The organism is Sphingomonas sp. IC081, assembly GCF_006874585.1.
GTDB lineage: Bacteria > Pseudomonadota > Alphaproteobacteria > Sphingomonadales > Sphingomonadaceae > Novosphingobium.
Map to the genome: position 1 here is coordinate 1 of NZ_CP029767.1, position 12,136 is coordinate 12,136.

Sequence of the window (12,136 nt, forward strand, 5' to 3'; positions counted from 1 at the left end):
GGTGGATGATAGCCCGAAGGTCGAAGATCTAGCTTCCAGAAAATTGGCAGCCCAGGAAGCCCGTAGAGCGCATTTGTCGTTCCGACCTCAATTCCCCCTTCCCCACGTTTGAAATGCGCTCCAGTGGCCCGGAAATCGCACTAGGGACGACGTTTCCGCCTTCCCGGCCCTCTCGATCGGACTGCCGCCCTATCCACCTGGCTTTTTTGGAAAGCCAATTCGCTACCTGGCCGTTGGTGCTGATGTGGCGGTAAGGATGCAGCGTTTAAACATTTCCAATAAAAGAAAAAGCACACCGGCGAAGCCGGTTCATTAGTGGGGATGCCGGGTGGGAGGATCGCTTTAGCGATCCGGGGCGGCCGAAGGCCGCGAGCCGGCGGGGCGAAGCCCCAAGAGGCGGTGCTTTCTTTCTTCTTCGAGCCTAATGGTACGGTCAGCGCAGAGTTATCCACAGGCAGGACTACCCTAAAACTCACCGTTTGCGTTCTGATTCTAAGATTCTTCTGGATTCAAGATTCAGGGTGCCTCAAACCCGCAGGAGACTGCGAAAAATTGCTCCGAAAAGTGAGTGTTGGGGTCGAGTCCGGTGAGTTTTGGGGTAGCCTTTGGTGAGTGTTGGGGTCGGTAAAGGTGAGTGTTGGGGTCGAGTCCGGTGAGTTTTGGGGTAGCCCCAAAATCGACGGTGAGTTTTGGGGTATCCCCTGCCCGCCCTCCATCGGCGAGTTTTAGAAATTGCCTAGCTCACCGTTGCTGCTAAAGTGAGGGCATGACTCGCGCAAGCTCACCTGTAACCAATGGTAAGGCAAAGGTCGCCCTAGGCGACGATACCGCCCTCACCCTCGCGCAAAAGGGGCGCGGCAATCCGTTCGATCCCGCCAATTACGGGGAAATCGTCAAGCCCGGCGAGCTGGTCGATATTGTCGAGCTATCGCCCCTCACCCTCGCCGATCGCCGAATCTACAATCTGCTGATCGCGAACGCCTGGGAACGGATCGGCGAGCCAGTCATTCACCGGATCGCCAAATCCGCGCTCAAGGGCACGCACCAGGGCAACGAGCGCATAGAAAGCTCACTGCTGCGTCTGATGGGCACCATCGCCATCGTCACGATCCGCAAGGGCGGCAAAAGCTATAAGCGCCGCGTCCAGCTACTCGGCCCCAGCGACGAAAGCCTCGAAAAAGACGGATTCCTGCATTACCGCATCCCCGAGGAACTGATCGAGATTTTGCGTAACAGCGAGGTCTATGCGCGGCTCAAGACGCAGGTGATGTATTGTTTCGAGTCGAAATACGCGCTCTGCCTTTATGAAATGATCGAACGCCGCATTGGCCTTGAATACAAGCAAAGCGAGGAGTTCACGATTGCGGAGCTGCGCGGCCTGCTCAACGTGCCGGAAGGCAAGTTGGAACGCTTCGCCGATTTCAACAAATACTGCCTCAAGGTCGCCAAGGACGAAATCAACAAGCTCTGCCCCTTCTGGGTCGAGTTCACGCCGATCAAGAAAGGCCGTAAGGTCGAGCGGGTTTCTATGATGTGGCTCGCCAAAACCATGAGCGGCCGCCGTGACGCACAAAACCTGATCGACCAACATAGCATCGTGCGACGGGCGAAGCTGCGCGGAGACATACCGGAAATGCCGGTGCTGGTGGATTTCAACCAGCCCGCCGCCCAACGGTGAGGACCTACCCCAAAACTCACCTTTCGCGCGCCAAGACCGCCTAGCCTCCGCCAGATCGGCCCACGCCTGCCCTATCCCTCGCCGGCATCAAGCGCGCGGCTCACCGTGAACTGAATCCATGCGCTGCGGCTGATCCCGCGCCGCTTGGCCGCTGCATCGACCTTCGCCAGCAACGCCCGATCGAACCGGAGCATCACCGGCGACTTGCGCGGCTCGGCCCCCTGCCCCGCCTCGTCGGCCTCGCCCCCGACCGGCGCGGCCTTCGGCTTGGCCGCTCCGGCAATGAAGGCATCAGCCGCCGCCTCATCCATCGGGGGCTTGGGCTTGCTATTCGGTTTACGAGCGATAGCCATCGCAATTCACTCCGCTATCATTATGCTATACAAATACCGCACTAACCAATGCGGCCAGCTCGTCGATCGCCTTGGCGTCACGCGGGGATTGCTCCACTACCGCCCTGCCCTCGGCCGCCGCGTTCGGGAACGCCTTGCGCCGCACGATCGACGTAGGCAGCACCTCGATCCCCTCGATGTCGCCGATCATTTCCAAGGCGGCCTCATTGTCGGCCCCTTGCGCGTCCGCGCCGTTCAGCACGGCGACGGCGCGCAAGCCCTCGTTGATCTCGCGCGCCTCGGCCACCAGCGCCGCCACCTGGTCGAGCGCCCACACGTCGAAGCTGCGCGGCTGCACCGGCACTAGCAGCGTGTCGGCGACGGTGAGCGCGGCGCGCAGCGAGCCGGTATCACGGCCGCCCACGTCAATGATGATGTCGTCATATTTGGCCGCGAGCTGGCGGACCTGGCTGCGAAGCGCCGCGCCGGTAAGCGCAACGGCGGTATAGCCCGCCTCGCCAAGTCGATCGGCGCGCAGCTCGGTGAAGGTGAGGGCGGTCCCCTGCTCGTCGCCGTCCACCAGCAAGAGGTCGCGGCCCGCAAGCGCGCGCGCCACCGCGAGGTTGACGGCAAGGGTGGTCTTGCCAACGCCGCCTTTAGTGTTTCCGACTGCCAATATCATTCTGCTCTCGCTCCGCAGGCAATATGGTTGCGCTATAACATCGTTTGTAATGCTAGGCGATATACATTTTATCGGGGCGCTTATCCGCCCTCGTCGCCTGCATCCTCGCTGTCGTCGTCCAGCGGCTCATGGCTCATCTGGCCGTGCCCTTCGATCGGGCAAAGCGGCGCTCCGGCCTGCTCAAGCCATTTGCGCGCGGTCCTGACGGTATAGCCGCATGTCCCGCACTCGCATTTGAGCATCCGGGGTTTCTGCTTCCTAGGCGCGGTCGACTCCCCGTCCGTGTCGAGACGGGCATGGGGGAGGGGGCCGGCGGCATCGAGGATTGGCGCGACGGCGGCAAGGAATGCTTCCCCCGGCGTCGTCGCCCGCATCGGCCCGACCAGGCCAAGGCCCAGCGCGACCCGTTTAAACGCCTTCCCATGCCCTGCCGGGATGCCGACGGCGGCATGGACCAGCTCATGCGCGAGAATGGCCGCGATCTGCGCCGGCATCGCGTCGGGCGCGTGCGCCAGGTCCGGGCGGATGAAGATTTCAAAATGGCCATCCGCGCTCAAGCGATTATCCCAGCACTCGCCGATCGCCTTGGCCTTCGCGCCTCTGCTGGTGAAGCCGATCGCCACGCGGATACGCGCGGGGAGGGGGCTTTCCAGCGCCTCGAACAGTGGGGCCATGCCCGCCGCGACCCGATTGAGCCAGCTTTCCCGGTTGTCCTGCGCCATGCTTTCTACTCCCTTCAAATCGCCTGTCCGGCGATGGCCATGCCATCGGCCGGAACACGGACGCCCAAGAAGGCCCAGTCGGCCCCAAGCTGCGATTTTGGCCAAGTCGGAGAACGTTTTGGGAACGTGGCATTCGGTATTGACGATGGAAATCATAGAAGAGGACAGTTCGCTCCATCATAGGGAGTGGGTTGATGGATCGGAGTATTCCGGGCGGGGATTTGATCGGACGATGGAGCCTGAGCTTTGCCGATATTGATTTTGTAAATTCGAAGCCGGCCCTGACGCGCCTTGGCCTCGCCGCGCAGCTGAAATTCTTCGCTTCCCTGGGGTTTTTCGCGATCGATCCCGGCTCAATCCCTACCGATGGCCTCTCGTATCTGGCCGAGCAACTCGGTGTCGAGGCTGGCGAGATAGCCGGTTATGACTTTTCCAGTCGGACAGCACGACGGCATTGTGCGGAGATCCTGATCCATCTTGGATATCACCGCATGAAGCGGGTGGATCGCGCGCAATTGACGGAATGGATTGCTGGCGAGCTGTGCCCGGGCGGCCAGTCGATCAATGCCATGCTTGAGCATGTTTTCCTGTGGTGCCGGGACCGGCGTATTTATGGGCCGTCGCGCAAGGAGCTTGAACGTGTCGTTCGCTCACAACGGCAAGATTATCTGGACACCTGGCTGATCGGAGCCAGTGATCGGCTTTCGTCAGATGCGGTGGCGTTATTGGAAGCCTCGCTTGCCGATCCGGACAGCTCGACCGGATTCAACAGGATGAAGGGTGACGCCGGACAGGCAACGCTCGACAACATTCTCGACGTGACCGAGAAACTCGCCTTTATCCAGAGACTTGATCTTCCCCATGATCTCCTGACGGCTACGGGCAAGCCATGGGTCGATCAGATTGTTCGCCGCGTTGCCGGTGAAAAGGCCTCGGAGATGCGCCGGCATGCGCCGGCGCGACAGCTCGGCCTTTATGCGATTTATCTAATGTCGCGGGAGGCGCAACTCACTGACGCGATGATCGACCTGCTGATCGAAACCGTTCACAAGATCGGAACGCGCTCGAAACGCAAGGTGGTGGGCGATATCGCGAAAGACATCGAGCGGGTCTATGGAAAGGAGCGCCTGCTGGTCGAGATCGCCAGCGCCTCGATCAATGAACCATCGGGGCGCATCTGCGATGTCATTTTCCCGATCGCCGGTAAGGCCAAGCTGGCGGCGATCGTCAAGGAGAGCCATGCGAAGGGCGCTCTGGACCGGCGCATCTACAAGGTGATGCGTGGTTCCTGGGCCAATCATTACCGGCGCATGCTGCCAAGCCTGCTTTCCGTACTTGAGTTCCGGTCGAACAACGCGGTGTGGCGGCCGGTCCTGGCGGCCCTCGACTGGATCAGGAGCAAGGTGGATGGCGGATGCCGCTTCGTGCCATTGCAGGATGTTCCGATCGATGAGGTGATTCCAGCGCGATGGCGCAGTTCCGTCATTGATGACGATGGGCGGGTAAACCGGATCAGCTATGAGCTTTGCGTCCTGACGCAACTGCGCGACCGCATCCGCTCCAAAGAAATCTGGGTGGTCGGGGCGGATCGCTATCGCAATCCCGATGACGATCTTCCCAAGGACTTCGAGATCAGGCGAGAGGCGTACTATTCCGGCCTCAGCCTGACGCCAGATGCGCAGGCGTTTTGCGCCTCGATCCGGGAGGAGCTTGAACGGGAACTGTTGCTCCTCAATGCCAATATTCCACAAAACGACAAGGTCCGGCTCCTGTGGCGCGGCGACAACCGGATATCGATTACACCGTTCAAGCCCTTGCCCGAACCGAAGGGTCTCGCTTCGATCAAAAGCGAGATCGGTCAGCGCTGGCCGATGACCGGACTGCTGGACGTGTTGAAAGAGGCTGCTCTGGACACGGGATTGATGGATGCTTTCGAAACGTCGGCCTCGCGGGTTACCCTGTCGAAAGCAGCCTTGGCTCAGCGTCTTTTGCTGTGTCTCTATGGCTTGGGCACGAACGCCGGGCTCAAGCGGGTCGCTGGCGCAACACCCGATGTCAGTTACGAGGAATTGCTGCATGTCCATCGCCGTTTCATCCACGCGCCAGCGCTGAGGGAGGCGTGCGCGCGGGTAGCAAACGCGACACTGGCAATCCGCAATGCCGCAGTATGGGGAGATGCGGGCACGGCATGCGCGTCCGATTCAACGAAGTTCGGCGCGTGGGACCGCAACCTGATGACGGAATGGCACGCCCGCTATGGCGGCCGTGGCGTCATGATCTACTGGCATGTGGAGAAGCGCGCGACCTGCGTTTATTCCCAGCTCAAGCGGTGCTCTTCCTCGGAGGTCGCCTCCATGATCGAAGGCGTGCTACGCCATTGCACCGACATGGAAATCCAGCGCCAGTACGTCGATAGCCACGGCCAGAGCGCAGTCGGCTTTGCGTTCTGCCGACTCCTTGGATTTGAGCTTGCCCCGCGGCTGAAAGCAGTGGCACGCCAGAAACTGGCCCTTCCCCAAGCCGGCATGCGCACGCGGCTTTCCAATTTACTGCCGATCCTCTCCAGCCCGATCGACTGGGACGAGATCGAGCAACAATATGACGAAATGGTCAAATATGCCGCTGCCATGCAATCGCGCACCGCCGATCCGGAAGCGATCCTGCTCCGGTTTGCCAGAGCCGAAGTGATGCACCCGACCTACAAGGCGCTGAGTGAACTCGGCCGCGCGGTCAAAACAATCTTCCTATGCCGGTATTTGCGTCAGGAGGCATTCCGCCGCGAGATCCACGAAGGGCTGAATGTGGTTGAGAACTGGAACGGCGCTAATGGTTTCGTGTTCTTCGGCAAGGGCGGCGAGATCGCCACCAACCGCATCCATGAGCAGGAAATCTCCGTTCTGGCGCTACACCTCCTGCAAGCGTCGCTGGTGTATGTGAACACCCGCATGCTTCAGACCGTACTGGTTGAGCCGAAGTGGGCGGGGCGGATGACGCCGGAAGATTATCGTGGTCTCACGCCGTTGATCTACAGTCATGTGAACCCTTATGGCCGCTTCGACCTCGACCTGAACGACCGGATTGATTTTGGACGGCTTGCAGCGTGAGGCGGCTGATCGGCCTATAACATTTGGGTACACCCCAGAGTGATAGGGCCGAGTGACACCATTCGTCTGTCACAAAAGGGTGGGTTTGCGCTCAATGTGACGATACACTGCAAGAGCCACCCTAATGTGACGGATTTTGCACTTGGCTCGTATCGGATATGCCCGCGTCAGCACCACGGACCAGGATCTGGATATCCAGATTGGCCGCCTCAAGAATGCAGGTTGCGAAATTATCCGTTCCGAGACCGGATCGGGGGCCTCGCGGAGCGGGCGCACGGAACTGGAAACGATCATGCAGTTTATGCACACCGGCGACGAGCTGGTCGTGCTGCGGCTCGACCGGCTCGGCCGCTCCACGCGCGATGTCCTGAACCTGGTGCATGAGCTTGATGAAAAGGGAGCTTCGCTGCGCATCCTTGAGCCAGAGGTGACGACGGCGGGCGACATGGGGCGAATGGTCATCACCATACTCGGCATGGTCGCCGATATGGAGCTGAAGTTCATCAAGGATCGTCAGCGCGCCGGGATCGAAGCGGCGCGCGCCGAAGGCGTTTACAAAGGCCGGAAGAAGAACGTCGATGACGATGAAATCCGCCGTCGCCTTGCCGCCGGCGCCAGCAAGGCCCGCGTTGCCCGCGACCTGAAGGTCTCACGAATGACCGTCTATCGGGCGCTCGACATTATTCCGTCACAGACCAAACTGCCGGAAAAGCCGCCCACTGCCAGCATCGCCCTGCATCTGATTATCGAGAACTTCAACAAGCGTGGAAGAGGTAGAAAACCCGCTCGGGAGCGGATTGAGGCGATGCTGGAACGCGACTACGCCATGGTAAAAAACGGCAATTGTGATTACAAACTGACCGTCGCCTATGACCCCGATCCGGATGGCATTTCCCTTGATGAGGAAATCCAAAGCCTCCTCTCCGAGATGTTCAACATCGCAGAGAGCTACAATTGCTCCATGGAAGCCGATATCTACGAGGTCGGTGGTCAGCAACGGTCCTGGTAGAATCAATCAAGCGTTCAGTGTTCGTTCTTCAACCTGGCCAAAATCGCAGATTCGGGCCGACTGGGCCTTGATCGTGCAAGGCGGCCAGCGCCCATTTTCCCATCAATACAGGAATAGCCAATCGAAGGACGGCAATCACAATCGCGCGGCATCGATTTCGCGCCCAACAGGAATGCCGACGCGACAAGAGGAAGGTCGTTCAAGCCGCAACCACCGAGCCGAATTGAGATGGCAGGCAGCTTTGGAAATGAGATGACGGTGCCGATCACGCCTCTGCGGCCCTTTGGGCTGGACGCTACGGCCGCGTTCGTCGATGAAAATCGCTATCAGCAAGCACGAACGTGGCCATTTGAGCGCGACGGAAACCGCTTGCTCCTCTCGGGAGCATCGCGACGCGTAGCGCCGCGTCCGACGGAGCGGCTAAGTGCCTCGGGGTGGGATTTTGTCCTGTGGGTTCGTCTAGGCCGTTCTGCGCCGTCAGGCGTTAGAGCGTTGGCCGACTAGGCCAACTCCATCTGCCCTTAGATTATATGAATCTAGGAGCGGTTGACCATTTTTTTGAGACTCTTGCTTCTCGAGCGCAATGGCAAGGCTGTCCAACACCCGGCGCAGACCGTCGTCCTCGATCTCCTCAGCCACCACCTGTCGCGGCGTCCGCCAAAGGCGCATCGTCTCGATTTCTTCGATGCGGTCGATCTCGCGTTGCACAACATCGTCGGGGAGCGGAACGGGACGCAGGAAGCGCGGAAGAAATCGAGCAAGCCGATTGGGAAAGCTCATGCGATAGACGTTCGACGTCTGCGCATTGCGGGCCTTGGGACGATCAGCGGGCGGATCGATCGGCACGCAGCGGCGCTGCTTCTCGATCAAGCCCATCGTGGCGAGGATCGAAAGGCCCCGCCCGACGCTCGCACGAGACAGGCCGCTTGCAGCCTCGATCCACTCCCAGGTCGGAAACACCTTGCCAGCGCACGTCCGGGCCAAGGTGGTAAGCTGCTCGAACACGCGCACGGCTGCCGGCGTTATCAGCGTCACAAGCCGCTCGTCTTCGGTGAGTTGTCGCCCCTCGGCGCGCGCCAGCCTGCGCACGGCATTCTTGCGCTTCAGCAGCTCGACGGCCTTCTTGTAGAGCCGGTCGGTCTCGCCTTTGGCATAGCTATAGAAGAAGTCGTCCTCGAACGTGCCCGCCTTGCGGCTGTTCGGGTGGACATGCGCCCGTGTCGGATTTGCAGACCCCGATCGCGATCGTGGGCGCGCCCGCTCGATGCGGTCGAGCGCCATGAAGCTCGCCTTCGCGAGTGAAACAGCTCCCATCTTCCGTCCCCTTCGTGGGGCCGGGACCAGGCAAAACTAGAGCGTGGCGCGAAGCGCGCTCCCTTGAACCAAGGCTCGGGAACGAGTATGAGGGGGGTGTCTTACGTCCCGATCGATGCTTGCAGGCATCGCTCATCACGTTCCAGGGTGCCCGGCCTTCGTGCCGGGCATTCGTTTATGTGGTCACGGCCGCTCCCTGATGGCCGATCGCAGAATGCTCCCGGCACTCCGATATTTTTGGCGAATTACGCGGAGGGGCGAAACAGTTGAAGTTCGTGCTTTCGACGACCGACTCCAACAAAAGTTCGTGCTTTCGCTGACCGTTGCCGATCGCGTTCGTGCTATTGGCGACCGCGCTTCGTGCTTTGGCCGACCCTACTTCGTGCTATCGCTGACCGAAGGGCGGCAACGCCGCTTAGTTGATTCGCGAAGTCGAACTGATGAAGAGGGGGTGACTACACGAAAGTGACGTATCTGCACGGTAAGGGCGAACGGATAGCGAACGTCATGCGGCTAACAGGGAGCTGACGGCGCGCAGCGGTCGCAACGCATCCGGATCGGGCCGATCATCGACATTCCAGCTATAATCACCGGTCAGCGAAATATGCTCCCAGCCCAAGGGTGCGATGTGGCGGGCGATCTCATCGGGCGTGCCGATGTCCGCCAGCGCCATTTCGAGATAGCGGGTGTTCCACAAGATGATGGCGGCGACGAGCAGATTGAGGCCGGAGGCACGATAGGTCTGGTTCTCGAACCGACGATCGCGCAGTTCGCCTAGCTGGTTGAAGAAGATCGCGCGGGCGAGCGCGTTGCGGGCCTCGCCCTTGTTGAGGCCCGCCTGGGTGCGCCGGCGCAGATCGATGTCGCGCAGCCAGTCGAGCATGAAAATCGAGCGTTCGAGGCGGCCCAGTTCGCGTAGCGCGAGGGCCAGTCCGTTCTGTCGCGGATAGGCGGACAGGCGGCGCAGCATCGCCGAAGCAGTGACGGTGCCGGTGCGGATCGACGTGGCGAACCGCAGCAGTTCGTCCCAATGCGTCGCGACATGACCCAATGCGATCGGCTCGGCTGTCATGCCGGTAAGCAAAGGGCCGGATTCCTGGCCCGGAAGAAGGTGCAAACGACGCTCTTTGATGTCGCGCAGGCGCGGTGCGAAGCGGTAGCCGAAGAAGGGCATGAGGCCGAATACATGGTCCGATGCCCCGCCCGTATCGGTGTAGTGCTCCTCGATCGTCAGGCCGGTCTGGTGATACAGCAAGCCATCCAGCACATAGGGCGCTTCGCCAGCGGTTGCCGCGATCACCCGACTTGCGAAGGGGTCATATCGATCCGAGACATGGGTGTAGAAGGCGACGCCCGGTTCGTTGCCGCTGCGCGCGTTGATATCGCCGATCGCGGCCCCACGGCCCCCGGCATGAAATTGCTGTCCGTCGCTCGACGAAGTGGTGCCGTCTCCCCACAGCGCGGCGATCGGCATGGCGCGATGGGCGTCGATCAGCCTTCCCAGCGCTTCGCCATAGGCTGCCTCGCTGATGTGCCAGTCGTGAAGATGGGCGAGCTGGCGCAGACTTGCGCCCCGGCAGGTTTCCGCCATGCGTGTGAGGCCGAGATTGATGCCATCGGCGAGGATGACCGTGAGCAGCGCATTGCGATCGTCGGCTTCCCGGCCCGAACGACGATGGATGAAGCATTCGCTGAACCCAGTCCAGGCATCGACCTCCAGCAGAAGATCGGTGATCTTCACGCGCGGCAGTCGATCATAGGCGGCGCGACGGGCAATCTCGGTGGCGGGCGGTGTTGCCGCTTTCAGCGGCGAGATGACGAGGCCGTTTTCGTCAAGCCTGACCTGAGGCAGCTCGCCCTGTCGGGCGAGGACCGTCACCTGTTGGCGTCACCTCAAGGTTTGTTCGCCAGACAACGATTTTATGGACATAAAGGGAACGAAGGTGTGACTGGGCGAACCATCTGCTCAGATCAAAGCGAGTTCGACCCTGCGCCCTACGACAGCTGCCGCGCGCTGAAGGGTTTCGATGGTGACATTGCCATCAGCGGGATCAAGCACGCGGTCAACCTGGGTTCTGCTGGTGTGCATTAATAGCGCCAGTCGTTTCTTGCTAAGCTTGCGCTCACGCATTGCCTCAGCGAGCTGCCAGGCAATGACTTCCTTGATGGCCTTGGCCTGAAATTCGGCGAGAACACCTTCCTCCGCAAGGAAGCTGTCTAGCGTCGGGCCGCGATGTTTGTTCTCAGCCATTTTCAACCTCTTTCTGCCGCTTGCGAGCCAATTCCAAATCTGCCGCAGGCGTCTTCTGCGACTTCTTGATGAACCCATGCAGCGCATACAGCTCGCCTTGATGAAAGCAGAACAATACGCGACTGATCGTGCCGTCAGGCAAGAACGTCCGTACTTCGAACAAGCCCTTGCCCATGGGGCGGACCAGCGGCATTCCGGCCGGCCAGCGAAACTGGACCCGCTGCAAGTCCTGGCCAATCTCGCGGCGATTGACTTCGGGGAGGCCGAGCAACCAGTCGCGAACGGGTACATTACCTGCATCGGTCTGGTAGAACACCAGCTCGATGCGTTGTGCTGCCCCTGATTTCATGGCCGCCACATGCACTATATAAGGTGCATAGTCAAGCCGCTTCCGGCCTGGTGGTAATGCCCGTGGCCTGCCGGCCGAGAGTGCGATAGACGGTCGGGCGCGAAATCGAGAACAGTTCGGCAAGGTCGCTGATGGCGTAATCGCCGGTGTCGTACATCCGCCGCAACTCCTTCTGCTGCCGCTCTGACAGCTTTGGCTTCTTGCCGCGCAGTTTCCCCTTGGCACGGGCGACGGCCATGCCCTCGCGAGTCCGCATCCTGATCAGATCGGCTTCGAATTCCGCGAAGGTGGCAAGGATGTTGAAGAACAACTTGCCCATGGGGTCAGCAGGATCATGGACACTGGCGCCAATCTGCAACTTCACGCCGCGCGCAGTCAGTTGGTCGCCTATCGACCGTGCATCAAGGACGGAACGGGCAAGGCGATCGAGCTTGGGCACCACCAACGTGTCGCCCTTGCGGACCGCCGCCAATGCCTGATCCAACCCGGGACGCGCACGATTGGTGCCGGTGAAGCCGTGGTCGGTATAGATCCGGTCCGGCGCAACCCCGAGCCGAGTCAGGACTTCGCACTGCGCGGAGAGGTCTTGTTTGTCCGTTGAGCAGCGGGCGTAGCCGATCAGGGTGTGGGTCATTCGGAATTTGTATCGTATATGGCACCCTCAATGCAAAACAAATCGGACCATTCAAATGAGA

General features: G+C 60.5%; 10 protein-coding genes and 1 pseudogene. 3 read left to right on the forward strand and 8 right to left on the reverse strand.

Features of this window, described 5'->3' with window-relative positions; translation table 11 throughout:
- Positions 1 to 766 precede the first annotated feature (766 nt).
- Positions 767 to 1,678, forward strand: a complete 912-nt coding sequence (locus tag DM450_RS25310; protein ID WP_142640208.1) for a replication initiation protein — start codon at positions 767 to 769, stop codon at positions 1,676 to 1,678.
- Positions 1,679 to 1,749: 71 nt separating this feature from the next.
- Here the strand turns inward: DM450_RS25310 and DM450_RS25315 are convergent, their stop codons facing one another.
- The 3 genes from DM450_RS25315 to DM450_RS25325 all read right to left on the reverse strand — a co-directional run bounded on the left by DM450_RS25315 (position 1,750) and on the right by DM450_RS25325 (position 3,414).
- Positions 1,750 to 2,031 carry a hypothetical protein gene (locus DM450_RS25315; protein ID WP_142640209.1) on the reverse strand — a complete coding sequence of 94 codons (282 nt, stop codon included), beginning with the start codon at positions 2,029 to 2,031 and terminating at the stop codon, positions 1,750 to 1,752.
- Positions 2,032 to 2,056: 25 nt separating this feature from the next.
- On the reverse strand, positions 2,057 to 2,692 hold the full coding sequence (locus tag DM450_RS25320; protein WP_142640211.1) for an AAA family ATPase: 636 nt from the start codon (positions 2,690 to 2,692) through the stop codon (positions 2,057 to 2,059).
- An 80-nt stretch (positions 2,693 to 2,772) separates the two neighbouring features.
- Entirely contained in the window at positions 2,773 to 3,414 is a 642-nt protein-coding gene (locus DM450_RS25325) for a SprT family zinc-dependent metalloprotease (protein ID WP_142640213.1), read from the reverse strand.
- 194 nt (positions 3,415 to 3,608) lie between these two features.
- Between DM450_RS25325 and DM450_RS25330 the strand changes: the two genes are divergently transcribed.
- Positions 3,609 to 6,518, forward strand: a complete 2,910-nt coding sequence (locus DM450_RS25330; RefSeq protein ID WP_066270942.1) for a Tn3 family transposase — start codon at positions 3,609 to 3,611, stop codon at positions 6,516 to 6,518.
- Between the two features lie 142 nt (positions 6,519 to 6,660).
- Positions 6,661 to 7,527, forward strand: coding sequence for a recombinase family protein (locus DM450_RS25335; protein WP_006953933.1), 867 nt, complete (start codon positions 6,661 to 6,663; stop codon positions 7,525 to 7,527).
- Positions 7,528 to 8,004: 477 nt separating this feature from the next.
- Here DM450_RS25335 and DM450_RS25345 read toward each other — a convergent pair whose 3' ends face one another.
- The 5 genes and pseudogenes from DM450_RS25345 to DM450_RS25365 all read right to left on the reverse strand — a co-directional run bounded on the left by DM450_RS25345 (position 8,005) and on the right by DM450_RS25365 (position 12,075).
- Complete coding sequence (locus tag DM450_RS25345; protein WP_236704404.1) at positions 8,005 to 8,808, reverse strand: RNA replicase; 804 nt, start codon at positions 8,806 to 8,808, stop codon at positions 8,005 to 8,007.
- A gap of 538 nt (positions 8,809 to 9,346) precedes the next feature.
- Positions 9,347 to 10,723, reverse strand: a pseudogene (locus DM450_RS25350) (Tn3 family transposase); the annotation flags it as partial.
- An 84-nt stretch (positions 10,724 to 10,807) separates the two neighbouring features.
- Positions 10,808 to 11,092, reverse strand: coding sequence for an XRE family transcriptional regulator (locus DM450_RS25355; RefSeq protein ID WP_142640217.1), 285 nt, complete (start codon positions 11,090 to 11,092; stop codon positions 10,808 to 10,810).
- Positions 11,085 to 11,441 (reverse strand): type II toxin-antitoxin system RelE/ParE family toxin, encoded by a 357-nt coding sequence (locus DM450_RS25360; protein WP_142640219.1) that lies wholly within the window; start codon positions 11,439 to 11,441, stop codon positions 11,085 to 11,087. Before DM450_RS25360 ends, DM450_RS25355 begins: the two co-directional genes overlap by 8 nt.
- A 31-nt stretch (positions 11,442 to 11,472) precedes the next feature.
- On the reverse strand, positions 11,473 to 12,075 hold the full coding sequence (locus DM450_RS25365; protein ID WP_142640221.1) for a recombinase family protein: 603 nt from the start codon (positions 12,073 to 12,075) through the stop codon (positions 11,473 to 11,475).
- Positions 12,076 to 12,136: the final 61 nt, after the last annotated feature.